The organism is Streptomyces sp. NPDC046985 (genome assembly GCF_040644415.1).
Lineage (GTDB): Bacteria > Actinomycetota > Actinomycetes > Streptomycetales > Streptomycetaceae > Streptomyces.
The window spans coordinates 1-24,326 of the sequence record NZ_JBEYWK010000016.1; the positions used below are offsets into that span (position 1 = coordinate 1).

Genomic DNA, 24,326 nt, shown 5'->3' on the forward strand with positions numbered 1-24,326 from the left:
CAAGCTGCGGTGCTCGACCACTCGCGTCACAAGCCTCGTCCGAGCCGTCGTGACCCTGCATCTGGCCAGCTCAGACCGATGATGGAAAAGGCTCAGTGATGTTCGCGATCGCCGAGGCGGGGTGAACCGGCCGGATGGAGGCATGCAGTGACCTAGTACTCCAGCAGCGTTTCGCTGTCTGGCTTGGCCTGAGGCATCGTCGGGAGTGTAGAGGGCTGCTGGCATATCAGGGGCGGTCTTGCCGGACCGGCCCTCCAACCAGTGGCATCGAGAACTGTCTGCGCGGGACGAGGGCAGCCTCCCCGCGTGATCGACGGCCTTGCCGACGCGACCTGGGACCGTGAACTCGACGAGCTCTTCTTGCGGATCGGCCACCGTTTCGGCCGCGCCGACCTGCGACGCCGCATGCGTGACCACGTCCGCGCCCTGCTCGGCCCGGTCGGCCGTAAAAACGGCTGGCAACTGGCTGAACACGCAGGCCACCGCACCCCCGACGGCCTGCAACGGCTGCTGAACGAAGCCACCTGGAACGCCGACGACGTCCGCGACGATCTGCAGACACACGTCGCCGACAAGCTCGGCGAGGCCGACGGGGTCCTCCTCCTCGATGACACCGGCTTCGTCAAGAAGGGCACCGCCTCCGCGGGGGTGCAGCGCCGGTATTCCGGCACCGCCGGCCGCACCGAGAACTGTCAGACCGGCGTCTTCGCCGCCTACGCCACCACCCGCGCACGCGCCCTGGTGGACCGCGAGCTGTATCTGCCCAAGTCCTGGACGGACGACCGCGAACGCCGCCGGGCCGCCAAGATTCCCGACGAGAGGGGCTTCGCCACCAAACCGGAGCCGGCCAGGGCCATGGTGCTGCGCGCACTGGCCTCCCCGCTGCCGATCGCCTGGATGACCGCGGATGCCGCCTACGGCCAGGAGCGGCGCTTTCGCCGGATGCGGGAAGAGGCCGCAGTCGGCTACGTGCTCGCCGTCCCGAAGTCCCAGCCGGCGCCCCGCTTCGGCCGGATCGACCCTCTCTTCGGCCAGGCGCCGGATGAGGCGTGGGAGCACCGTTCGTGCGGCGACGGCGCCAAGGGCCCGCGCGTGTATGACGGGGCGGCCGTTCAGCTCCCGGTGATCGAGGACTTCGACGGTGAGCGGCCCAGCCATCACCGCTGGGCGCTGGCCCGGCGCCGTGTCAGCAGACCCGATCAGATCGCCTCCTACCTCGCATACGCCCCGGTGGGCGCCGGCGTCGACCGGCTCGTGCGTGTTGCCGGGCTCCGGTGGGCGATCGAGGAACGCTTCCAGGCCGCGAAGAACGAGTGCGGCCTGGACCAGTACGAAGTCCGCCGCTATGTCGGCTGGATGAGGCACATCACCCTGGCCGTGCTCGCGCATGCCTTTCTCCCGGCCACGGCCGCACAGGCGGCGGCAAAGGGGGATGCAGAAACGGTTCCACCCTGGTTCCGCTCACCGTGGCAGAAGTCCGCCAGCTCCTGGCAGTTGGCCCCGCGCACCGGCCCCGCCCGCTACTTCGCATCCATGCGCTGAGATGGTCGCGACGGCGGCGAAGGCGTCAGGCCATAGCCCGGCACTGTCACCACCCACGCCGATGCCACTCGTTGGAGGAGCGGTCCGGCGAGACCGCCCCTGACATGCCAGCAGCCCTCTACACTCCCGACGATGCCTCTGACCAAGCCAGACAGCGAAACGCTGCTGCAGTACTAGCAGGATTCCGGACAGGGGATGGACGGACATGGCTGGCCCTCCTGACGGGACAGGGTTTACAGGAACCGCCAAAGGTGGTCGGCGCTGCCGTTGTCCTCCCACTGGGTGACCTGGGCTGCGTCCGCACCGGACATCCCGTCGACGGCGAGCAGCTTCCCTGAGCGGACGTTCACGATCTTCGACCAGCCGTCGCCGTCGTCGACGATCCGCCAGACATGGTCTGGGGTGCCGTTGTCCTGGTACTGCTGCACATGCGCGCCGTTGTCCAGGCTCTGGTCGTGCACCGCCAGCACTTTGCCGCTGTTGCGGTTGGCGATCCGCACGGTGCCGTCGGCGTTGTCGATGAGCGTCCACAGATGGTCCGCGGTGCCGTTGTCGGCGTACTGGGTGACTTCGGCGGTGTCGGCCAGGGACATCCCGGAGACGGCCAGTACCTTCTCCGAGTTGCGGTTCTGGATCCGGCGCCAGAGGGTGCCGGAGGCGGCCGGCGGCAGCAGCAGCGCGAACACCCCGCCGACCACGGCCCGGGCCGCGAACCCCCGTTGGGCGGCGGTGGCGACCACGTACCAGTCGGTGAAGGGGGTCCGCTGGGCGGTGCTGTCGGCGAAGTCGTAGACGCCGTTGACCAGCGTGTCGCGGGTGGCGGGGTGATCGGCGAGCCAGGCCGCGGTCCATAGCTCCCAGTCGGCCTTCGTGTAGTCGTTGCGCGGGTCGAGGACCACTCCGTACGTCCCGGCGTGCGCCGAGTACCAGGACGCCTCGCGGGCCTCGGTGCCCGCCGGCACCAGGTTCAGGCCGAGCAGCCGGTCGGGGAAGCCGTTGTACTTCAGGCTCCAGGTGCCGTCCTGGTCGTAGGCGAGCTTGAGGTGCTGGCCCGAGGAATCCTCGGAGAGGGTCGTCCAACGGCTGATGTAGCTGCGGGCCAACGCGGAGTAGCGGGCCGCGTCAGCGGTGTTGCCTGCGGCGGTGGCGATGACGCCCATGGCGCCGATGCCGATGATGTCCTTGAGCGCCAGGTTGGAGCTATGCGCGATGAAACCGGTGAAGTCGTCGGTCTGGTTCTGGTAGCCCGGGTCCAGGGCGTTAGCGGACAGGTACTCGGCCCACCTGCGCAGGATGGGGTAGTGCGCGCGGGCGAAGGCGCTGGCGTCTGCCCCGGGCAGCCTCTGGACGACGGCGGCGGCCATGATGAGCATGTTGGCCGACTCCTCAACCGGCATGGACTCCTCGTTGCCGTCGTCGTGGCCGTCCGCATTGGGGTAGGACCGGCCCAGGTCGTGCTCGGCGAAGGAGTTGGGCCAGCCGCCGTGCTCCGGGTAGTCCAGCAGCGGCTCCAGCAGCATCCGCAGATAGTCGGGGGAGAGGTAGAGGTACACCGGGAACGTCGGGTACACCACGTCCACGGTCGACATGTTGCCGCTGGAGGAGATCTCCTTCTGGAACGCCCACGGGCTGCCGCCCCGGTCCACCAGCTCCGCGCTGGCCACGGCTTGCCGCAGCGCCAGAGCGCAGACAGCGGCATAGTGCTCACCCGTGGTGCCCCCGCCCGCGGCGGCGACCGCGTCGTCATGGATGCGCTGGTCGAGAGCGGTGGCGACGGTTAGCGCAGCGCCGTGATCGGCGCTGAACCACGCAACCATGTCTGTCCACTGGCCCCAGTAGTGGGTCCACCAGGGCTGGAGCGGGGTGCCGAGGTAGCTCACGGCGGGCGTGCGGACATGACCCAGGACGAGGGTGAAGGCAGCGGAAGAGGTACCGGGACTGACGGTGCCGAAGTCCCGGTGGAAACCCAGCACGGGCCAGCGGTCCTTGATCGCCCTGGGCTGGGCACTGTCCACGGTGCCGGAGAGACGTCCGCCGCTCACCGAGGCGGTGCGCACCACGGTGTCCTGGCCGATCTGCCAGCTGGTGCCGCTGCCGGTGGGTGCCGCGAGCACCAGTTGTCCCCAGGCGGCCTGGTCGCCGTCTTCGCGAAGCACTGCCGGGGAGGCGGGCTGGGCGCTAAGGACGGTCATTTGGCCGGACTGCTGCTGCGCCCAGGTGATCGGAGTGTTGATGTTGCCGTGTGCCCACTCGCCGGAGACATCGACATGGACGTCGACGTTGTGAGGCCGCCCGTCGTTGCTTGCAGCTTGCACGGTGATGTAGCTGAGCGGCACCGACTGGCGCTGGAGATTCCCCAGATCCACCGGGGAGAAGAAGGTGACGGTGAGGGTCACTCCGCCGCCGCTGAGGGTGTAGATCGAGCGGGTAGCGGTGAGCTGGAGCGAGAGCTGCTGCATCGTGGTCAGGGCGGGACCGCCGGGCAGTGCGGGTGACCCGGCGAAGACGTAGGCCGCGCCGTCGATCCTGGCCAGGCCGCACAGAGCGGTGACGTGCCCGGTCCAAAAGGTGGCCCAGGTCCCGGCCAGGTTGTCGGCGGGCACCCACGTGGAGTGATAAGGCGAGCGCACGGCCAGCGGAACGGCCGGCGGGCGCAGAGGACTGAAGGTGGAAGCAGCGAGGGGCTGGACGGCAGGAGGCTGGGCGGCACGCGCGGTGCCCGCCGTGGACAGCCCGCCGGTGACCGCGGCGGCGGTCAGTACACCACTCCAGCGCAGAAGCTGGCGACGGCCGGGACGGGGGGTGCTGGAGGCTGCGGGATCCACCATGCGATCCGCTCTCCGTTTCGGTGGGGGGGGGTGACGGACAGTTGGTTGAACTCTCGGGGCGCTGGTTCGAGGCTCAGGGCCGTGGCGCCAACCCGTGTGAGGCGCGGTGGCTGCGAGCGGAGAGCTGTGCACTGCCGAGCAAGGTGAAGACGCAGACAGTTGCCGAGACAACCGTTTCAACGTTGCAAAAGGTCGCTTCAAGCAGCAGAAGACCACCCAGTGCTGCTCATGTCTATACCTTTGAGGAAAGTTGGCCGAGCGACCGCTCCCGAGGTCAGGTTCCACGACGTTCTTTGCCGTGGCGGGAGTCCGAAAACCGACGGCAGATCTGACGATCGCGAGAAAGACCGCCAGGTGATCAGCCTCGCCGTGGATTCGAAGGCCAGGATGCCCGTCGAGGGTGCCTGCAGATGTGCCTTTCTTCGCCGTAGTCGGCTCCGCAACCTTGACGGCATTGGTCCGGTCCAATAGCGTCCCCTCCGCACAGACCCCCATGAACCAACACCCCCCGTCCCGCCGAAGTCCGGCGAGGTCGACATCATGGAGGACATCAACGGCCGCACCTCCGTCTTCAGCACCCTGCACTGCGGCGTGAACCCGGGCGGGCCGTGCAACGAGTCGACCGGCATCGGCTCGGGCGAACGCGCCTGCGCCGACTGCCAGACCGGCTTCCACAGCCGCTCGGCGGAGATCGACCGCTCGGTGTCGCCGGAGCAGATCAGGTTCTACCTCGACGGGAACAACTTCTTCACCGTCAACGCCAACCAGGGGGACGCGACGACCTGGGCCGACGCGGTCGACCACCCCTTCTTCACTCGGGGGCATCGAGCTGGCAGGTCAGGCGGCGCGCGTTGGTCCAGCGGATGAACGCGGTGATGCCGAACCGACGGGTCGTGCGCATGGTGGTGAGCCAGACGTCGAGCTGGGCCAAGCGCGCCGTGTCGTCCGCACATGGCGCAGGCTCCCACCCACTGTTCGTCCTGTCCGCCGGGCCGGCGGACAGGCCCGGCGGTGAGGCCCAGCCGGAGCAGGCAGTGGTCCGCCTCTCCGCCCGGGCCGCTGACGGAACGCTCCCGAGGGCCGCTGCCTGCGGTCCTCGGTCTCCGTGCGCTCATCTCTTACGGCACGGGCTGCTGCTGGGTGACGCAGTGGATTCCGCCGCCGCCGGTGCCGAGACGGTCGATGTTGAGCTGTTCTATGACCCGGCCCGGGTAGAGCCGGGAAAGCGTGGCCTTGGCCGCGGCGTCGGCCTGGGTGTCGCCGAACTGGCCGGAGATGACGGCGCCATCGCACACGTAGTAGTTGGCGTAGGAGGCGAGGAAGTTCCGGTCGGTGGAGCGGATCTTGTGGTAGTCGGGGCCCTGGAGTTGGCTCACCGACATCGGGCTGCCGCTCGCCGTGGTGGAGGCGGACAGGATCTGGTACTCCTGGCGCGCGTCCTTGGCGTAGGCGTCGGTGTCCGTCGCCAAGGGCATCTGGACGAGGGCCTGTCCGGGGGCGCGGAAGCGCGAGGTGGCGTCGACGTGGTCGTCGGTGATGTCCTGCCCGGACACGCCGTCGAACCAGATGACCTCGGAAGCGCCGTACGCGGCGCACATGGCGGTTTCGAGCTGCGTCTGTGACTTGCCGGGGTTGCGTTTGGTGCTGATGAGGCTGCTGCGGGTCGCCATCAGGGTGCCGGCGCCGTCCTGTTCGATCGCGCCGCCCTCTCCGACCAGGCCCGCGGAAGTGAACGGGACGCCGACGTAGGCGGCAATCCGCCCGGCGACGAGGGCGTCCTTGGCGTGGGTCTGCTTCTTGCCCCAGCCGTTGAAGTTCAGTCCGACCGCGTCGAGGCCGCCGGAACCGTTGGTGCGGAAGACCGGGCCGCTGTCGCGCATCCAGCAGTCGTCGACCGGGATGGAGCTGATGACGGTGACCGAGGACCCGCACATCGACCGGGCGCCTGCCGCGCTGCCGGAGTTGGCGCACATGATGACGGGCTCGTACTTGGCGATGGTCCGTGCGATCAGCGCGATGTCGGCCTGGACGCCGCTGAGCAGCTTGCGGCCCCAGATCGAGGTGCTGTCCGGCCAGGCCATCCAGGTGCGGGTGTGGCGGACGTCCTCGATCGGGACGCTGAAGGCGCCGGCTGTAGCGGCCTGGCCGCGTGGCGACGCGGCCAGGGCCCGCCCTTCGGTCGCCGCGAGGGCCGCGCCCGCGGCGGTGAGCCCCGCCGCCGCGAGGGACCCGCGCCTGCCCATACCCCCACCGGGGGGCTGGTTCTCTGCCTGCTCGTTCACGTGGATCTCCTTGGTCGTGTCCGTCCCCCGCCGTGGCGCGGTGGGAGCCTGAAACCTAGAACTGACCGAGCGCTCGGTCAACAGTGAGGACGACGGATCCCGTAAGTTCACGCAACACCGCAGGTGGAGGCCGGGGCGGTCGTTAGAGTGACGTCATGGCAGCATCGGCGAAGGGCCCCCAGAAACTCTCCCCTCCTCCTGCCCGGCCGGGGCGGTCGCGGGTGTCGGCGAAGGGCGAGCAGACCCGCGCGCGGCTGATCTCCGCCGCACGGACCCTGCTGTCGGGTGAGATGAGCGAGCGCTTCACCACCCGCAATGTGGCGGCACTGTGCGGGGTTTCGCACGGAATGTGCCATTATCACTTCCAGGACCGCACCGATCTCATCCTGGCCGTCGTCGAGGACATCCGCCCCGAGTGGATCTCCCCGCTGGAGGCGGCGGTCTCCGCACCCGGCACGTTCGCCGAGCGCGCAGATCGCGTGGTCGATCTGCTCGGCCGGCCCGAGGGCACGGACCTCGCGCACCTGCACTCGGCGCTGCACTGGCACGCCTTGAACGACGATCGGGTGCGGGAGTCCCTGGAAGCCGAGTACCGGCGCTGGCGCACCGCTTTCGTCGACCTCTTCCAGGTCCTGGCCGACGAGCGGGGCGGCCGGCTCGATCCCCGGCCGCTGGGCGAGGCCGTCGCCGCCGCCGTCGACGGCCTCGCCGCCGCGGAGTCACTGGACCCGGGACTCGATACCGGGCCGGTCCTGCGGACCCTCGTCCTCACCCTCGCGGCCGGTGCCTGAGCCGGTCACGGTTGGCTGCAGCGCCCGCCGGGCGGCCGAGATCACTTCCGGGTCCCAGCCGGGCCGGGGAGCGGACTCCAAGAGGAGCCGTGTGTACGGGTGTTGGGGTGCGGCGAGCACCTCGGCCGTGGGGCCTGCCTCGACGACGGCACCGTGGCGCATGACGATGATCTCGTCGGTGACGCACCGGACCACGCCCAGGTCGTGGGTGATGAACAGGTATCCGACCGAGGTCTCCTCCTTGATGTCGGCCAGGAGGTGAAGGATCTGCGCCTGCACCGACACGTCCAGTGGGGCGACCGCTTCGTCCAGGACGAGTACGGCGGGCTCGACGGCCAGGGCCCGGGCGATGGCCACGCGCTGGCGCTGACCGCCGGAGAGCTGGCGCGGCAGTGCGTCGGCGGCGCGGGTTCCCAGGCCCACCTGGTCGAGGAGTTCGCGTATGCGCTTCTCCGGGTCCCGCTCGGGAAAGTGGAGGCCCAGGACACGTCGTCCACGGCGCGCACAGCTCCGAAGGTCCGCCGCAGGCCCTTGACGACCAGGACGTTCTCAGGCATCGACGGCGCTCCCTTCGAGCCGGTCGCTGTGGTGACATGCGGCCTGGTGTTCCGGCCTGCCCGGGGCGGGCAGCGCCTGCGGTGCCTCCTGCTCGCAGACTTCGGTCGCGAGGGGACATCGGGCGGCGAAGGCACAGCCGTGCAGTCCCTGGCGCAGGTCCGGGGGCTGACCGTCGATGGCGGCGAGCCGGCCCAGGGGGCCTTCCATCCGTGGGGTGGAGGCGAGCAGGGCGGCCGTGTACGGGTGACGGGGGTGTGCGAAGAGGACTTCCGTGGGGCCGCTCTCGGCGATCCGTCCCGCGTACATGACGTAGACCCGGCCGCTGATGGCCGCGGCGAGGTCGAGGTCGTGGGTGACGAACAGCAGCCCGGTGCCGAAGCGTTCGCGCAGCCGGCTCAGGAGGACGATGATCTCGGTCTGGGTGGTGACGTCCAGCGCGGTGGTGGGCTCGTCGGCGAGCAGGAGGGCCGGGTCTCCCATGAGGGCGGCGGCGATCATGACGCGCTGGAGCATGCCGCCGGACACCTGGCCGGGGTACTTGTGCAGGGCGGAGGCGTCCAGACCCACCGCCTCCAGGAGTTCCCAGGCCCGGGCAGTGGCGTCCGTCTGGCTCATGGTCCTGGTCAGCCGGACGCTCTCGGTGAGGAAGTCACCGATGCGGCGCAGCGGATTGATGGCGGCACGTGGGTCCTGGAAGATCATGGCGACCGTGCCGGTGCGCAGGGTGCGCAGTTGCCCGGCGTCCATGGTGAGCACGTCGTGGCCGTCGACCCGGACGGCGCCTTCGGTGAGGGCGGCCGGCGGCAGCAGCCGCAGTGCGCTGCGTGAGGTGAGCGTCTTTCCGGAGCCGGACTCGCCGACGAGAGCAACGGTCTCGCCGGCGCCGACGGTGAGGTCGATACCGTCGAGGACCGGGCGGGCGCTGTCGGGCAGGGCGATCCGCAGGCCCTGGATGTCGAGTGTGTTCATCGGTCTCTCCCGGCGACGCGGTCGGCCCAGCGTTCCCCAACCACGTTGCACGCGACGACGGTCAGCACGATGAGCACGCAGGGCAGGACCCGGACAGCGGGTAGCCGCGATGGATGGTCTGCCCGTCGAAGACCATGCGGCCTCAGTCGGGCACTGATCGAGTCGCCCGAGATGATGACCTGGCTGTTGGTGTTGCCGGTCGCGTTCGCCTGGAACCCAGGCGTGGCCCCCGACTTCCGCCCTGCCTGTTCGATCAAGGCCTTCGAGTCCGCGGCTCCGTCGGGGTGCTTCTGGAGGAAGGCGGCCAGTTGGATCATCAGTGTCGGCTGCATATGTTCGGCGATCGCCTCACGGCTCTCCGGCGCGCCTGGACGAGTTCGTGCTGCGCGGCATCCACCAGACGCAACTCTCGGCGAGTTGGCCCCAAGGCGCAAGCCCGACGTGGCAGACCCCCTCTTCCGCCGTGGTGATCAGCGGACTCGACGCTTCGTGATCACCTGGAGTCGTGCCTGCGCGTGTGCCTGCCGGTCCGTGTTGGATCACGTATGTGGCCGAAGTGGGGTATCAGGCCCGTACCGGCTACGCGGGGCCACCAGGGTGGGATACGGAGTTCTGTCTCAGACCCGGACGTCGTAGTTGGAACTTGTTTCTTTGGTATGGACCTTGACGGCGATTCCAACACGACTGCACACTGGCGCGCAGCTCCTTTTGAGTTCAGGGACTCCTGGTGATCGCAGGCCCTGTGTTGACGACCGTCCTGCCCCCCCCCACAGGCGAAGGACCATGCCATGCAACGACTCCTGAGATCCTTCACGCCCTTATGGCTGTGCGCACTGCTGGCCGCGCTGTTGGGCGTGACTGCACCGGCCGCACGCGCGGCGACCACCACCTCCGTCACCGTGGACGGATCGCAAGGCGGCCGCACGTTCGACGGCATCGGAGCGATCAGCGGCGGAGGAGGCAACTCCCGTCTGCTGCGCGACTACCCGGCCGCCCAGCAGTCGCAGTTACTCGACTACCTGTTCAAGCCAGGTTACGGCGCGAACCTGCAGTTGCTGAAGCTGGAGATCGGCGGCGACGCCAACTCCACCGACGGCGCAGAGCCCTCAATCGAGCACACCCGCGGCCAGATCAACTGCAACGCCGGCTATGAGTTCTGGCTCGGTGAACAGGCCAAGGCCCGCAACCCGAACATCAAACTCTACGGCCTGGCCTGGGCCGCGCCCGGATGGATCAACGGCGGCTTCTGGTCCACCGACACCATCAACTACCTGATCTCCTGGCTGGGCTGCGCCAAGCAGCACGGCCTGACCATCAGCTACCTTGGCGGCTGGAACGAGAAGGGCCATGACGTCAGCTGGTACATCCAGCTGCGCTCTGCTCTGAACAACGCCGGCTACGGCAGCGTGCAGATTGTCGGCGACGACTCCGGCTGGGGCGTTGCGGACGACATGGCGAACAACACGGCCTTCAACAACGCCGTCTCCGTCATAGGGGCGCACTACCCCTGCGAGGGCGGGGACGGTGGCAACGCCTTCACCTGCTCTTCCTCCACCGCGGCCCAGAACAACGGCAAGCCGCTGTGGGCGTCGGAAAACGGCTCGCTCGACATGGACTCCGGCGCGCCCGCACTGATCCGCTCGATCGTGCGCGGCTACACCGACGCTCGAATGACGGCCTATCTCAACTGGCCCCTGGTGGCCGCGATCTACCCCAACCTTCCATATCACACGGTGGGTCTGGCCACCGCCAACTCGCCCTGGTCGGGCAACTACTCGATAGGCGAGGACACCTGGGCGACCGCGCAGATCACCCAGTTCACCCAGCCGGGCTGGAAGTTCATCGACTCTGCCTCGGGCTATCTCGGCGGCGCGGAGTCCAACGGCAGCTACGTCACGCTGAAGTCCCCCAATGGGTCCGACTACTCCACCGTGCTGGAGACCACTACCGCCACCGCCGCGCAGACGGTCAACGTGCACGTCCAGGGCGGTCTGCCCACTGGGGCGGTCCGCGTGTGGGCGACGAGGGTCAACAGCCCCAGCGTCGCGACGGACTTCGTCCACACCCAGGACATCACCCCCTCCGGGGGGTCGTACGAGCTGACGCTGCAGCCCGGCTGGATCTACACCGTCAGCACCACTACGGGTCAGGGCAAGGGCACCGCGACCGCGCCGACCGCACACGCCCTCGCGCTGCCGTACGCGGATAGTTTCGACGACGTTATCAGCGGCGCTGAGGCCACGTACCTGTCCGATATGCAGGGCGCCTTCGAGGCCCGCCCGTGCACCGACGGCCGCACGGGTCAGTGTGTGCAGCAGGTGGCGCCGGTCAGGCCGATCGAGTGGCAGGACGACTCCGACGCCTTCTCCCTGCTCGGTGACCCCACCTGGTCGGACTACACGGTCAAGGCCGATGCCGACCTGCAGCAGGCCGGGACCGTCAAGCTGCTGGGCCGCGTGGGTACGCAGAACCGCCCGCAGAGCCACCAGGCCGCCTACGAGTTCCAGATAGCCGACTCCGGCGCCTGGTCCATCGTCAAGACGTTCCCTGGGGGCGGTTCCGCCAGGCTGGCCTCCGGAACCCGCAGCGGCCTGGGCACCCGCTCCTGGCACACCCTGAGTCTCGGGTTTTCCGGCGACCTCATCACCGCGACCGTGGACGGCGCCACGGCAGGAACCGCGACCGACAGCGCCTACACCAGCGGGCAGGTCGGCATCGGTGTGGTCGGCTACCAGACCGACCTGTTCGACAACCTGTCCGTCACCGCCAACCCGCCGGGCAACCATGCTGGCTTCCTCAAGGGCGATGCATCAGGGCTGTGCGTCGACGTGCCGGCCGCGAGCCAGACCAACGGCACGCACGTCGCACTATGGGACTGCAACGCCGCCGCCAACCAGACCTTCACCCTGACCCCCGCCGGCCAGTTGACCGTCTACGGCGGAGCGAAGTGCCTGGACGTCAACGGCGGCGCCACCGCCGACGGCACCGCAGTGCAGATCTGGGACTGCAACAACACCGCCGCCCAGCAGTGGAAGGTCAACACCGACGGCACCGTGGTCAACCCCAACGCCGGCAAGTGCCTGGACGCCACCGGGGGCGGCATTACCCCCGGCACTCTGCTGGAGATCTGGGCCTGCAACGGCGGCCCCAACCAGGCGTGGACCCGCTCGACGCAGACCGGTCCGCTGAGAGGGCTGGAGTCCGGGCGGTGCGTGGACGTCCCAGCCGTCAGCCAGTCCAACGGCGCCCAGCCAGCCCTGTGGGACTGCACCGGCGTCAGCAACCAGACGTGGACCGCCACCGCGACCAACGAGCTGACCGTCTACGACAGCAAGTGCCTGGAAGTCACCGGCGGCGCCACCGCCGACGGCAGCCCGGTAGAGATCTGGGACTGCAACGGCGGCGCTCACCAGCAGTGGCGCGTGCGCGCCGACGGCAGCGTCGTCAACGTCGCCTCCGGCAAGTGCCTGGACGTCGTCGGCCACGGCACCGCCGACAGTGCAGCCCTGGACATCTGGCCCTGCAACGGCCAGGCCAACCAGATCTGGCAACGCTCCTCACAGCCACCTCACTCCTCGCCGGGCCCGAGGGTCGTAGGGCACGGCGGGGGAACCTTAACCCCCTAAGAGAGCGCCCTCACTGTGTCGGAGCGCGTCGGACGGGCTCCGCGTGAGCCCGCCCGACGGGTGGCAGCAGGCGGCGAAGCCCGCTGCGGCCCCGGACCCGGTGTGCCGTCGCTGGCGTGCCGCGCACCAGCCGCTGCTCGGGCTTCCACACCCGTTTCCGCGGCCTGTGGAGGCCGGGCCTCACCGGTCTGCCCGAGCCGCATGCAGGTCCCCGCGACAACGCGCGGCGTGTCCTGTTCCGCCGAATATGTTGTCCGGAAGGTGGATCCATGTTCCCCCATGAATTCCTGGGCGCCCCTGGCCGGTGGCGCGGCATACGCGCGGTTTCCTGCGCGCTGGTCGTCGCACTGCTGGCAACTGTGGTGCCCGCGCTGCTGTTGGCGGCGCCCGCGCGGGCCCAGACCACCGCGGCGACGCCTGCGGCGGTCCCGAAGGCCACCGCCAGCGCGACGCACTCAGGGGCCGCGCAGCCGGCTGCCGCGCCGGCCGCCAGGAACGCGCCGTCGGTGGCCCCGAAGCCCGCGCCGATGACCACGCCGTGGACGGCTGCGGCGACCGCGGTGATCGCCGACCCGCTGCCTGAGTACCCCCGGCCGCAGATGACCCGCAGCAACTGGCAGAGCCTCAACGGCGAATGGCAGTTCGACAACGCTACCCCCGGCCAGCTCCCTCCCGTCAGCCAGACCCTGGCGGAGCGGGTCAACGTCCCTTACCCGATCGAGTCCGCGCTCTCAGGAATTCGACGCCACCAGGACCGCATGTGGTACCGGCGGACATTTACCGTACCGGCCTCCTGGAACGGGCGGCACATCCTGCTGAACTTCGGTGCGGTGGACCAGCAAGCCACAGTCTGGGTCAACGGCACCCAGGTCGGAACCCACACCGGCGGCTACGACGCATTCTCGTTCGACATCACCTCCGTTCTGCACGGCGGGTCGAACGAAATCATCGTCGGCGTCTACGACCCCACCGACGCGGGCAGCGGCGCGGTCGGCAAGCAGCGAAACCAGCCTGGCGGAATCGTGTACACCGCCGCCTCGGGCATCTGGCAGACGGTGTGGCTAGAGCCCGTCAATGCCGCGCACATCAGCCGCCTCGACATGATCCCGGACGTCCCCGGCGGGGCGCTTGACGTCATCGTGCGCGGCGCCGGGACCAGCGGCCAAGGTGCGCAGGTGACCGCCTCGCTTCCCAATGGCGGAGCCGTGGTGGGTACTGCGACCGGCAGTATCGACGGCACGATCCGGGTCCCGGTCCCCAACGCGCACCTGTGGAGCCCCGACGACCCCTTCCTCTACGACATCACGGTCACGCTCACCGGCGGCGGCGGAGGTGACACGGTCGGCGGCTACTTCGGCATGCGCTCCATCGCTGTGACAACCGTCGACGGCGTCCAGCGGATCCTGCTCAACGGCAGCTTCCTCTTCGAAAGCGGCATGCTGGACCAGGGCTTCTGGCCCGACGGCATCTACACCGCGCCCACGGACGACGCGCTCAAGTCGGACATCCAGCAGGAGAAGAGCTGGGGCTTCAACCTGATCCGCAAGCACATCAAGGTCGAACCTCAGCGCTGGTACTACTGGGCGGACAAGCTTGGCATGCTGGTCTGGCAGGACATGCCCTCCATGGCCAACACACCCGACACCGCTGCCGCCACTCAGTGGGAGAACGAGTTCCACACGATCGTCAATCAGCACCTCAGCTCACCCTCGATCATCATGTGGATCGACGAGAACGAGAACTGGGGCTACTACGACCCGGCCCGCGTGGCCACCACGGTCAGGGGCTGGGACCCCAGCAGGCTGGTGGAGAACATGAGCGGGGTGAACTGCTGCGGCCAGGACGGCGGGAACGGCGACGTTCTGGACTACCACACCTATCCCGGGCCGGATTCGCCGGCGCCGAACTCCCGGGCGAACGTGCTCGGTGAGTACGGCGGACTCGGGCTGATCGTCCCCGGCCACGAGTACCAGCCGGGCCACGGCTTCGCCTACGAGATGCAGCCCGACTCCGCCGCGCTCACCAGCCGCTTCCTGGGCCAGTCCAAGGCGCTGGAGAACCTGATGGCCACCCGAGGTCTCAACGCCGCCGTCTACACCCAGCCCACCGACGTGGAGACCGAAAGCAACGGCTTCATGACCTACGACCGGCAGGTCGTCAAGATCGATGTCACCGCGGTCCGAGCCGCCAACCTGGAACTGATCGCCGCATCGAAGAACCTCACGGCACAGCAGGTCACCCTGCCGCTGAACACCAGCGTCTCCCTTCAGGCCGCCGGCGCCACCGGCTACTACCTGCGCCACCAGGGCGGCCTGGCGGTCACCTCCACCATCAGCTCCGACCTGGACAAACAGGACGCCACATTCATCGTCCGCCCCGGACTGGCCAACAACGCGTGCTACACCTTCGAGTCCTACAACTACCCCGGTGACTTCCTGCACCAGACCAACTCACGAGTCGGCAAGGATCAAAACGACGGGACTTCGACGTTCGCCGCGGACGCCACCTTCTGCGCCGCACGGGGCAACACAGGCAGTGGCGCCTCACTGCTGTCCTGGAGCCAGCCAGGAAAGTTCCTGCGCAACAGCACCGGCCAGGTATGGATCAGCCAGGAAGGCGGCGGCACCTCGCCCACCCCGCAGGACAACCGCAACGGCTACGTGACCGACACCACCTGGAACATCGTCGATCCGTGGGTGCCCGCACCGCAGCCTCCAGTAGCCGGAAGCACCGGTGCGGTGAAGTCCGCGATCGCCGGCAAATGCATCGACCTGCCCGGCGGCAGCAGCGCCAACGGCACCCCGGTCACGCTGTACGACTGCAACGGCGGCACCAACCAAGTCTGGTCCGCCTACTCCGACGGATCGCTGCACGCCGTGGGCAAGTGCCTGGACGCGACCACGCACGGCACCACCGACGGCACGCCGCTCGAACTATGGGACTGCAACGGCGGCACCAACCAGCAATGGCAGCCCTACGACGGCGGGTACCGCAACCCCGTCTCCAACCGCTGTCTGGACGATCCGGGTGCGGCCGCCGCCAACGGCACGCAACTCGAACTGTGGACCTGCAACGGCACCGTCGCCCAGGTGTGGTCGCTGCCGGGATTCAGCCCGGCACCCGACGCCACCGGCCCGATCAGGTCCGCGATCACGGGCAAGTGCGTCGACGTGACGAGCGGCTCGTCCGCCAACGGCACCCCGGTTGAGCTGTGGGACTGCAACGGCGGCACCAACCAGACCTGGTCCACGTACACGGACCGCACGCTGCGCGCCCTGGGCAAATGCATGGAGACCGTCGGCGCCGGCACCGCCAACAACACGAAAATGCAACTCGCGGACTGCACCGGTACGCCCAACCAGCAGTGGGTTCCCTACAACGGCGGGTACCGCAACCCGGCCTCCGGCCGCTGCCTCGACGACCCCGGCAACACGACGAACAACGGCGCGCTACTCGGGCTGTGGGACTGCTACAACAGCCCCGGCCAGCACTGGTCACAGCCCGGCGCCACCGCACCTGCCGCGAGCACGCCCACACAACATGACGCCTACCGCCCCCGGGCTGCTCGTCCCATCCTGTAGGCCCGTCCAAACCCGTGTGCTGCGCCGTCCCGCCTCCTGGGGTCGGCGCAGCACACGGCGCGCCAATTTCGCCGGGGAGCACCTGCCATCCGTGCCGGGGGCCGATCAGGCGCCTCGCCATCCGCGTTCCAGGCTGGGGCATCGTGGATGAATGCCCGCACTCAGCCAGCCGTAGGGTGGCTGCCCCTGCGGCTGGGCCATAGAACGGCGGTGGTCATCGGGGAGGTTCTCACTGAGGTTTTGATCCCGTACCGATACTCAGTGCCGCTCCCCGCCTTTCCCTCGTCACATGCCAGGCGGCCGAGGACGTCGAATCGGCTGCCAGTACCCACACAGCCAAATCACGGTTGTTGCGGCGAGCGCAATGCGTGCCCTGGTGGACTTGCCCCCGCCGGTCGGCGGGTGCCGCCCTGCCGACCGGGTGCTGTGCCGCCGGGCTCCTGACATGGCGGCGTAGCCTCTGTGGATGTCTCGAGTGATTCGTGTGGTGGTCGTGGACGACGAGGCGCTCGTCCGTTCCGGGTTCGAGTTGATTCTGAGTGTTTCTGACGACGTCCGGGTCGTCGCGACCGCGGCGGGTGCGGGGGCGGTCGAGGCGGTGCGCCGTGAGCGCCCGGACGTGCTGCTGCTCGACATCCGGATGCCGGACGTCGACGGGCTGACCGTGCTGCGTGCCGTGCGGGCGCTGCCCGAGCCGCCCGTGGTGGCCATGCTGACGACGTTCGACACCGACGAGTACGTGCTGACCGCCCTGCGCAACGGTGCGGCAGGCTTCCTGCTGAAGGACACCGAGCCGGAACAGTTGGCGCAGTTGGTGCGCACCCTTGCCGCGGGCGGCGTGGTGCTGTCGCCCAAGGCATCGCACGCGGTGCTGCGGGGGCACCCGGAGGCGGACGAGGGTGTGGCCAGGGTCGGGCGCCTCACCGATCGGGAGCGTCAGGTTCTCGTCCTGGTCGCCGAGGGATTGTCGAACGGGGAGATCGGGGCCCGTGTTCATCTGAGCCCGAGCACGGTGAAGGACCATGTCAGCACGATCCTCGGCAAACTTCGGGTGGGCAGCCGGGTCCAGGCCGCGCTGCTTGCCCAGCGAGCCGGCTTGCTCATGGATCAGGGGCCGAAGCGGTGACCGCCGCGCGGTCGTGGGGTGTGGGCGCACTGGTGGTCGCGGTTGCCGCCGCTGACGCCGTGGTGGCGCTGTGGGACGAGGGCGGTGCCTCACCGGTCACGGTCCTCCTGGCCGTCCTGGCCTGTGCCGCGCTGACCGTACGCCGCCGCTTCCCGCTCGCGGTCTTTCTGCTCACCGTCCCCGCCACCCTCGCGCTGGACCTCGTGTTCGCTCCGTTCGCCGCGCTGTTCACACTCGCCGCGCGTGCTCGCGCACGCCGTCCCCTGACCCTGTGCGCGCTGCTGTTCGCGCTGGCCGACGTCCTGCCCTGGCCGCCGGGTGAGGTCTTCTCGGGGGAGCGGACCTGGACCGCCGTCAACTTCTTCTACACCCTGGCCACCGCCGCCTCACCCGTCCTGCTGGGCCGGCTCGTCCAGGCCCGCCGGGACCTGCGCCGCCGCCTCGCCGAGATCGAGGAGGTCCGCGAGCACGAGCGCCTGCTGCACGCCCAGAGGGTCCTCGCCCGCGAACGCACCCAACTGGCCCGTGAGATGCACGACGTCGTCTCGCACCAGGTGAGCCTGATCGCCGTGCAGGCCGGTGCGCTCCAGGTGGCGGCCAAGGACCCCGGTACCCGGGAGGGCGCCCGCACGATCCGGGCGCTGAGCGTGGACACCCTCGACGAACTGCGCCACATGGTCGCTCTGCTGCGTGTCTCCGGCGGCCGTACGACGGAGCTCACCCCACAGCCCACCCTCACCGACCTCGACCGGCTCGTCGCGGCCGGCGGCATCGAGGCCGAGCTGACCGGAGCCCTGCCCACGGACCTCGGCGCCCCGGCGCAGCGCGCGGTCTACCGCTGCGTCCAGGAGGCCCTCACCAACGTCCGCAAGCACGCGCCCGGCGCCACCGCGGCCGTACGCCTGTGGCACGACCCCGACGCCTGCGGCGTGACCGTCACCAACGTGCCCGCCACCCGCCCGGTACTGCCGCTGCCCGGCTCGGGGCACGGGCTGATCGGACTGCGGGAACGCGCCGAGACGCTGGGCGGCTTCCTGGAGGCCGGACCGGCCGCGGACGGGGGATACCAGGTGCGAATGCGGATTCCCTACGACACCCGCCGGTCGCCGGGGAACTGACCCCGACCCGGCGGATACCGGGCACCCCGCCGGGACGGAGATCGTGGCGACAGACAGCCCGATTCCGACCCTTCGAGGAGAAGAGCTTCATGCGACGCAGGAAGAGCCTGGCGCTGGCCCTGGCAATTTTGACATCGATGCTGGCCACCCCTGCGGTCTCCGCCACCGTCACCACCCCGCAGTGCGACACCCGGCCTCTCCAGTCGGCGCTGAAGTCATTGCGCGGCGCCGGGGCTGCGGGTATCAGCGTGGCGCTGGAGAGTCCACGCTGCGGTGCCTGGAAGGGTGGTGTCGGCCTGGCCGACCTCCTCAACCACCGTCCGGTCACCGGCGACGAGCACAGCCGGATCGCCAGCGACACCAAGGCATGGGTGGCCACCGTCGTCCTGCAACTCACCGCCGAGGGTCGGATCCGGCTCGACGACAGCGTCGACCACTATCTGCCCGGCCTCATCCGCACCGAGCACTACGACGGCCGCCGCATCACCGTACGCCAGCTCCTGCAGCACACCAGCGGCCTGCCCGACTACCTGGACGCTCCCTACTGGGAAAACGAAACAGCCCATCGCTGGGAGCACTTCGAGCCCCTTTGGACGGTCCGGCAGGCACTCAAGCTCCCCCCGCCCACGGACCGGCCCGCCTCCGGTTTCTCGTACTCCAACACCAACTACAACCTGGCCGGCCTGATCGTCACCAAAGTCACCGGTCACAGCATCGCCACCGAGATCCGACAGCGGATCATCCACCCCCTCGGCCTGCGGCACACCTCCTGGCCCGGCGATCGCACCACGCTCCCGTCACCGGAACTGCGGGCCTACGTCGAGCGCGGCGGAAAGCTGTGTGACTGGACCGACTGGAACGTCTCCGGCTCCGACGCCTCCGGCGCGCTGGTCTCCACCGCTGCGGACGTGACCGCCTTCTGGACCGCTCTGATGGGTGGCCGACTGCTTCCTGCGGCCCAGATGGCCGAGATGAAGCGGACCGTGGCCGACGGCGAGGGCGGCCGATACGGCCTGGGCGTCGAGCGCTACGAGCAGAACGGGCTCGTGACCTGGGGCCACAGCGGCTTCATGGAGACCGGGCACAAGCTCCGCAACGCCGTCACCGGGAACGGCTCGCGCTCGGTGACACTGCTGGTGGGCTCTGAGGAGTTCGACGAGGACAGGGTGGATGCAGCTTTGGGAAGGCTGATCCGGGATCTGCGGTGACCAGCGTCGAAGAACTCTGCCGATAGTCTCGGGATTCCCGCCGAGACGCGCTGCTTGGACACGCGCCGTGGAGAACAGCACTTCCACGCCGATGCCGCTGACCAGTTCCTGTCATGCCTTACGCGGTTCCTGGAACACTGACGCCTGCAACGGCGGTGCCGAGTATTGATCAGAAACTCATGGGATTCACTCGTCGAGGACGTAGCGGACGTGTCGGCCGCCGAAGTGTCCCCGCACGATGTGGGGCCGGCGTTGTCGACGGTGGAAGAACCTGCGGGTATCGGCGGCGAGTTCAGCCTGGCTCCTGGCCCGGTGGGCGTGGGGCAGGCTGCGTTTGAGGTCGGCGTTGACCAGCTCGTCGGGGTTCGGCTCGGGTGAGTACGACGGCAGGAAGTGCAGCCCGATCACGTCCTTATGGTCGGCGAGCCAGGTCCGGACGGTCTTCGAGCGGTGGGCCGAGTGCCGGTCGACGATCAGGTGGACCTTGCGGTCGAAGTGCCCGACAAGCCGGTCCAGGAAGCGGCACACGACCTTCGCGTCGAACGACTCGGTGAAGACCATGAAATGCATCCGGCCCTTCGTGCTGATCGCGGACATCGCGTTCACGGAGAACCGGTTCCCGGTGCGGCGGACGACCGGCGTCGTGCCTTTGGCGCCCCAGGTGCGGCCGGTGACCCGATCCGAGCGGACCCCGACCTGATCGGCGAAGAGGACTTCCCCTTCTCCACCGCAGCAATGCTCAAGACCTGTGGATCGGCCTCGGGCTGGCACGCGAAGGGCGTACCTTCCCCCGAATGATCCTGTGATGGTCATTGAGTAGGCCGACGTCCGCTGCGTCGGTCGGGAAGGCACGCCCGTGCCCACGGTAGTCAACGATGACGGAACGACGCCATACGACTCCCTGATTGACGAGATCGTCCGCGAGGGCGCGAGGCGGATGCTGGCCGCTGCCCTGGAAGCATAAGTCAACTCCTGCATAGCCGAGTTGGCTGATCAACGAGACGGTTCCGGCCGGCGCCTGGTCGTGCGCAACGGCTTCCACCAGCCGCGGAAGGTGACGACCGCGGCCGGGGCGATCGAGGTAAAGGCGCCCCGGGTCAACGACAAGCGCGTCGACGAGGCCACCGGCGAGCGCAAGCGGTTCTCCTCGGCGATCCTGCCGCCCTGGGCCCGTGAATCCCCGAAGATCAGCGAGGTGCTGCCACTGCTCTCCTTGCACGGCCTGTCGTCCGGAGACTTCGTGCCGGCGCTGGAGCAGTTCCTCGGCTCCTCCGCCAGCCTGTCGCCCGCGACGATCACGCGGCTGACCGCGCAGTGGCAGGCCGATCACAAGGCGTTCACGAACCGCGATCTGTCCGCCACGGACTACGTCTACGTCTGGGCCGATGGTGTTCACCTGCGCATACGCCTGGAAGAGGCGAAGGCCGCTGTCCTGGTCGTGGTCGGCGTGCGGGCCGACGGCACCGAAGAGCTGATCGCGATGACCGACGGCTACCGCGAGTCGTCCGAGGCGTGGGCGGGACTACTGCGGGATTGTGCCCGCAGGGGCATGCTGGCCCCCGTCCTGGCCGTCGGCGACGGGGCGCTCGGCTTCTGGAACGCGTTGAACGAGGTGTTCCCCGAGACCCGCCACCAGCGGTGCTGGGTGCATAAACTTGATCCTCCGGCTGCTGACCGTGCATGGCCGCCGCCTCGCACTCGTCGTCCGCCCCGACCAGAGCCTGACCTTCCTGGACGCCGACGCCGATCGAGTCGCCTTCCGCGTCCATCCCGGTGCCGGGGTGGACGCCGTTGCCATCGCGGGCGAAGACCTCCTCGGTGTCCTCACCACGTGGACTTCACCTGTCTCCGTGTGCCCGCCCACTGAGGCGACACCTCACCGACCTCGCCACCTCACCCCCATTCCCACGTCCCGGATACGGCCGGATTCCGAGAGCCCGGCCGCTCCACCCTCGTCCAACAGACACGACTGTCGGATGAGTCACCGTTGCGCGGTGTCGGCCTTGCTGTCGCGGCGATCGCTGGCCAACGGAACGTGCCCTATGGGGACCAGTCGGGGACCACACGGTGTCCGCACACCTGAACGGCACGCACGTCGCCGCGCGTCACGCTCCCAAATCTCTAGCTGTATGTGCAGACAAAAGGGATGACCCCCACTCCTGGGGGTCAAGGGGGCGCAGGTTCGAATCCTGTCGTCCCGACTGGAGACAGTCGCAGGTCAGGGCCGGTTTCGGAGGCATTCGAAACCAGCCCTTGATCGTTCCTGGGGGACCAGTCGAGAGCCGGGCAGCGGCCGGTCGCGAGCGGCCGGGAGCCCTGGTCAGGGGCCGGTCGAGGGTCGCTGCCGCAGCCCAGGTGCGGGGAAATCGGGTCATCTGCCTCAATGGTGACAACCGTCACCGTCGCAACCTCTTAGTTTGATATTTCAACCTCACGTACTCTCCAGCCGGAGGGGGGCACCGCTGAAGGCACGAGGAACGAGGTTGCGATGTCCGTGTTCACCCGCAGACAGATGCTCAAAGCCGGCGCAGGCGCCGCCGCCGTCGCCGGGCTGGTAGGCACCACCGCCCACGCGTCGTCCCACTCGGCGCCGGTCGCCGACGTTCCCGGCCCCCGGCCGGCGCCCCCGGCCGGGGCCAAGCCGTCCTTCCGGTCCATAGGCGACGGCTCCACGGCCTACACGGGCAAGCAGCCCCACCAGCCGGCCAAGCCGGTGCCGCTGGAGCCCGGCCAGACGCCGCCGCAGTTCGTCGTCTTCTCCTGGGACGGCGCCGGGGAGGTCGGCAACGGGCTCTTCCCGCGCTTCCTCGACCTGGCCAAGGAGCACGGCGCCGGGATGACCTTCTTCCTCTCCGGGCTCTACCTGCTGCCCGAGTCGAAGAGGCGCCAGTACGACCCGCCGGGCAATCCCCGCGGCGCCTCCGAGATCGGCTACCTCTCCGACACCCACATCCGGGCCACGCTCGCCTGCGTCCGCCGCGCCTGGCTGGAGGGCCACGAGATCGGCACCCACTTCAACGGGCACTTCTGCACCGGCCACGGCAGCGTCGGCAACTGGACCGCCCGGCAGTGGCACAGCGAGATCGACCAGGCGAAGTCCTTCGTGAAGCAGTGGCGCACCCACACCGGCTGGCACGACCTGCCGCCGCTGCCCTTCGACTACGAGAAGGAACTCGTCGGCGCCCGCACGCCCTGCCTGCTCGGCCAGGACGCCCTGCTGCCCGCCGCCCGCCAGCTCGGCTGGCGCTACGACGCCTCCTCGCCCGGTGGCCGTCAGGTCTGGCCCGGCAAGCGGGGCGGCCTGTGGGACCTGCCGTTGCAGAAGATACCGTTCCCCGGGCACTCCTTCGAGGTCCTGTCGATGGACTACAACATGCTCGCCAACCAGTCCCATAAATCGACCAAGGCGCCCTCCCACAACTACCCGGGCTGGCGCGACCAGGCCACGCGAGCCTACGTGTCCGGCTTCGAGCGGGCGTTCAGGTCGAACAGGGCGCCCTTCTTCGTCGGCAACCACTTCGAGGAGTGGAACGGCGGCATCTACATGGACGCCGTCGAGACGGCCTTCCTGCACATCGCGAAGCAGCGGGAGAAGGGCGAGGACGTCCGCCTGGTCTCGTTCCGCCAGTTCGCCGACTGGCTCGACGTGCAGAGGCCGGAGGTGCTCGCCGCACTCCGCACACTGAACGTGGGACAGCGACCGGAGGGCGGCTGGAAGTCCTTCCTCAAGAAGACGTCCGTACGGTCCTGATCGCCGAAGCCCTCCATGGGGTCGTGAGGGAACCGGGGCATGCGTCGGCCCCCGAGGCTGGAGGTGCAGGGTTCCCACTGCGCTTCCCTCGGGGGCCGGCGACGACGTTCGACTACCCGCCCGCGCGTCCGGTACGCCCGATCGCGCCCTGACGGCCGCGAGCGTCACTGCCCGTGCTCGGTTCGCGGGCAGTACAGCGGGAGGGCCCGGCCGATGATCGGCCGGGCCCTCCCGCTGTGCTGCGCCCCGTCGGCTCAGGCGAACGCCGCCTGACGTCGGTGAGGCGTGGTGACTACCAGCGGTACCAGCGACCCTTGCGGCCGCCGCTGCCCGCGGGCCGCACGATGAAGCCGAGGACCCACACGATCAGGACGATCACCGCGATCCACCAGAGCGCCTTCAGCGCGAAACCCGCGCCGAACAGGACCAGAGCCAGAAGAAGAACCAGAAGCAGGGGAACCATTGTTATCAACCTCCTGGCCACCGCATGCCCTTACCCCTGCTTTACACGCACAAGAAAACCGAGTTTCTTTCACGACTTCCCGGGAACGCACACGCCGCGCGTCAACCCACCGGACTTCTCCCTCCATGCCTCACGAGTTCGGCCCCATTCACCGGAGACGCGGAAGGTTTGCGGACCTGTAAAGCGGTCAAACGCTCTCTCAGCAGACGATGTCGACACAGGAGGACGGTGAGCGTCATGACCGCCAGCGAGAAGGCCAAGGCGAAGACCGAGCAGGCTGTTGGCAAGGTCAAGGAGGCCGCCGGCCGCGCGGTGGGCAACGAGCGGCTGACCGCCGAGGGCCGCGCCGAGCAGGTCAAGGGCGACGCCCGCCAGGCCAAGGAGAAGATCAAGGACGCCGGCAAGCGCTGAAGCCGCCAAGGCGTCGCACGGCGTGCGGCGAGCCCCCTCTCCACGGGGCCGCCGCACGCCGTGCTTCTGCGT

Annotated in this window: 15 protein-coding genes and 4 pseudogenes; 12 read left to right on the top strand and 7 right to left on the bottom strand. The window is 69.0% G+C overall.

The features are described 5' to 3' along the window. Together ABZ861_RS20970 and ABZ861_RS20975 are read left to right on the top strand one after the other, a co-directional pair. Positions 1-82: pseudogene (locus ABZ861_RS20970) on the top strand (IS5/IS1182 family transposase); the annotation flags it as partial. Between the two features lie 278 nt (positions 83-360). Then, positions 361-1,542, top strand: a complete 1,182-nt coding sequence (locus tag ABZ861_RS20975) for an IS701 family transposase (protein ID WP_361632496.1) — start codon at positions 361-363, stop codon at positions 1,540-1,542. 233 nt (positions 1,543-1,775) lie between these two features. On the opposite strand, the gene ABZ861_RS20980 is transcribed toward ABZ861_RS20975, so the two are convergent. Then, the gene (locus ABZ861_RS20980; RefSeq protein ID WP_361632222.1) at positions 1,776-4,370 is read right to left on the bottom strand and encodes a DUF5127 domain-containing protein; all 2,595 of its coding nucleotides are present in this window, start codon (positions 4,368-4,370) and stop codon (positions 1,776-1,778) included. A 525-nt stretch (positions 4,371-4,895) separates the two neighbouring features. Here ABZ861_RS20980 and ABZ861_RS20985 point away from each other — a divergent pair. Then, positions 4,896-5,183, top strand: a pseudogene (locus tag ABZ861_RS20985) (hypothetical protein); the annotation flags it as partial. Positions 5,184-5,488: 305 nt separating this feature from the next. Here the strand turns inward: ABZ861_RS20985 and ABZ861_RS20990 are convergent. Then, positions 5,489-6,652 carry an agmatine deiminase family protein gene (locus tag ABZ861_RS20990; protein WP_361632224.1) on the bottom strand — a complete coding sequence of 388 codons (1,164 nt, stop codon included), beginning with the start codon at positions 6,650-6,652 and terminating at the stop codon, positions 5,489-5,491. A gap of 155 nt (positions 6,653-6,807) precedes the next feature. On the opposite strand from ABZ861_RS20990, the gene ABZ861_RS20995 reads away from it, so the two are divergent. Continuing rightward, positions 6,808-7,443 carry a TetR/AcrR family transcriptional regulator gene (locus ABZ861_RS20995; protein WP_361632226.1) on the top strand — a complete coding sequence of 212 codons (636 nt, stop codon included), beginning with the start codon at positions 6,808-6,810 and terminating at the stop codon, positions 7,441-7,443. On the opposite strand, the pseudogene ABZ861_RS21000 reads toward ABZ861_RS20995, so the two are convergent. The 3 genes and pseudogenes from ABZ861_RS21000 to ABZ861_RS21010 all read right to left on the bottom strand — a co-directional run. Beyond that, positions 7,372-7,890, bottom strand: a pseudogene (locus ABZ861_RS21000) (ABC transporter ATP-binding protein); the annotation flags it as partial. The gene ABZ861_RS20995 and the pseudogene ABZ861_RS21000 overlap by 72 nt on opposite strands. A gap of 102 nt (positions 7,891-7,992) precedes the next feature. Then, a complete protein-coding gene (locus tag ABZ861_RS21005) occupies positions 7,993-8,970 on the bottom strand; it encodes an ABC transporter ATP-binding protein (RefSeq protein ID WP_361632228.1) in 978 nt (325 codons plus the stop codon). Further along, entirely contained in the window at positions 8,967-9,287 is a 321-nt protein-coding gene (locus ABZ861_RS21010) for a hypothetical protein (protein WP_361632230.1), read from the bottom strand. The genes ABZ861_RS21005 and ABZ861_RS21010 overlap by 4 nt, the downstream gene beginning before the upstream one ends. Before the next feature lie 471 nt (positions 9,288-9,758). Between ABZ861_RS21010 and ABZ861_RS21015 the strand changes: the two genes are divergently transcribed. From ABZ861_RS21015 to ABZ861_RS21035, 5 genes are all read left to right on the top strand, one after another. Next, positions 9,759-12,596 carry a ricin-type beta-trefoil lectin domain protein gene (locus ABZ861_RS21015; RefSeq protein WP_361632232.1) on the top strand — a complete coding sequence of 946 codons (2,838 nt, stop codon included), beginning with the start codon at positions 9,759-9,761 and terminating at the stop codon, positions 12,594-12,596. 269 nt (positions 12,597-12,865) lie between these two features. Beyond that, on the top strand, positions 12,866-16,177 hold the full coding sequence (locus ABZ861_RS21020; protein ID WP_361632234.1) for a ricin-type beta-trefoil lectin domain protein: 3,312 nt from the start codon (positions 12,866-12,868) through the stop codon (positions 16,175-16,177). Positions 16,178-16,643: 466 nt separating this feature from the next. Beyond that, on the top strand, positions 16,644-17,303 hold the full coding sequence (locus ABZ861_RS21025; protein WP_361632236.1) for a response regulator transcription factor: 660 nt from the start codon (positions 16,644-16,646) through the stop codon (positions 17,301-17,303). Then, on the top strand, positions 17,300-18,421 hold the full coding sequence (locus ABZ861_RS21030; RefSeq protein WP_361632238.1) for a histidine kinase: 1,122 nt from the start codon (positions 17,300-17,302) through the stop codon (positions 18,419-18,421). The genes ABZ861_RS21025 and ABZ861_RS21030 overlap by 4 nt, the downstream gene beginning before the upstream one ends. Before the next feature lie 89 nt (positions 18,422-18,510). Next, positions 18,511-19,629: a serine hydrolase domain-containing protein gene (locus tag ABZ861_RS21035; RefSeq protein WP_361632240.1), complete on the top strand. Its 1,119-nt coding sequence runs from the start codon at positions 18,511-18,513 to the stop codon at positions 19,627-19,629. A gap of 186 nt (positions 19,630-19,815) precedes the next feature. On the opposite strand, the gene ABZ861_RS21040 is transcribed toward ABZ861_RS21035, so the two are convergent. Continuing rightward, positions 19,816-20,442, bottom strand: a complete 627-nt coding sequence (locus ABZ861_RS21040) for an IS630 family transposase (protein WP_361632498.1) — start codon at positions 20,440-20,442, stop codon at positions 19,816-19,818. Between the two features lie 43 nt (positions 20,443-20,485). On the opposite strand from ABZ861_RS21040, the pseudogene ABZ861_RS21045 reads away from it, so the two are divergent. Then, positions 20,486-21,283 (top strand): annotated as a pseudogene (locus ABZ861_RS21045) (IS256 family transposase); the annotation flags it as partial. A gap of 834 nt (positions 21,284-22,117) precedes the next feature. Continuing rightward, positions 22,118-23,380, top strand: a complete 1,263-nt coding sequence (locus tag ABZ861_RS21050) for a hypothetical protein (RefSeq protein WP_361632242.1) — start codon at positions 22,118-22,120, stop codon at positions 23,378-23,380. 292 nt (positions 23,381-23,672) lie between these two features. On the opposite strand, the gene ABZ861_RS21055 is transcribed toward ABZ861_RS21050, so the two are convergent. Then, positions 23,673-23,843 (bottom strand): hydrophobic protein, encoded by a 171-nt coding sequence (locus ABZ861_RS21055; protein ID WP_361632244.1) that lies wholly within the window; start codon positions 23,841-23,843, stop codon positions 23,673-23,675. A 237-nt stretch (positions 23,844-24,080) separates the two neighbouring features. On the opposite strand from ABZ861_RS21055, the gene ABZ861_RS21060 reads away from it, so the two are divergent. Then, entirely contained in the window at positions 24,081-24,254 is a 174-nt protein-coding gene (locus ABZ861_RS21060) for a CsbD family protein (protein ID WP_361632246.1), read from the top strand. Positions 24,255-24,326: the final 72 nt, after the last annotated feature.

Bases quoted from the DNA above. Each gene is read 5' to 3' on its own strand.
- ABZ861_RS20980 (WP_361632222.1), bottom strand. From the start codon at position 4,370: ATGGTGGATCCCGCAGCCTCCAGCACCCCCCGTCCCGGCCGTCGCCAG.
- ABZ861_RS20995 (WP_361632226.1), top strand. From the start codon at position 6,808: ATGGCAGCATCGGCGAAGGGCCCCCAGAAACTCTCCCCTCCTCCTGCC.
- ABZ861_RS21005 (WP_361632228.1), bottom strand. From the start codon at position 8,970: ATGAACACACTCGACATCCAGGGCCTGCGGATCGCCCTGCCCGACAGC.
- ABZ861_RS21010 (WP_361632230.1), bottom strand. From the start codon at position 9,287: ATGATCCAACTGGCCGCCTTCCTCCAGAAGCACCCCGACGGAGCCGCG.
- ABZ861_RS21015 (WP_361632232.1), top strand. From the start codon at position 9,759: ATGCAACGACTCCTGAGATCCTTCACGCCCTTATGGCTGTGCGCACTG.
- ABZ861_RS21020 (WP_361632234.1), top strand. From the start codon at position 12,866: ATGTTCCCCCATGAATTCCTGGGCGCCCCTGGCCGGTGGCGCGGCATA.
- ABZ861_RS21025 (WP_361632236.1), top strand. From the start codon at position 16,644: ATGTCTCGAGTGATTCGTGTGGTGGTCGTGGACGACGAGGCGCTCGTC.
- ABZ861_RS21035 (WP_361632240.1), top strand. From the start codon at position 18,511: ATGCGACGCAGGAAGAGCCTGGCGCTGGCCCTGGCAATTTTGACATCG.
- ABZ861_RS21040 (WP_361632498.1), bottom strand. From the start codon at position 20,442: ATGACCATCACAGGATCATTCGGGGGAAGGTACGCCCTTCGCGTGCCA.
- ABZ861_RS21050 (WP_361632242.1), top strand. From the start codon at position 22,118: ATGTCCGTGTTCACCCGCAGACAGATGCTCAAAGCCGGCGCAGGCGCC.
- ABZ861_RS21055 (WP_361632244.1), bottom strand. From the start codon at position 23,843: ATGGTTCCCCTGCTTCTGGTTCTTCTTCTGGCTCTGGTCCTGTTCGGC.
- ABZ861_RS21060 (WP_361632246.1), top strand. From the start codon at position 24,081: ATGACCGCCAGCGAGAAGGCCAAGGCGAAGACCGAGCAGGCTGTTGGC.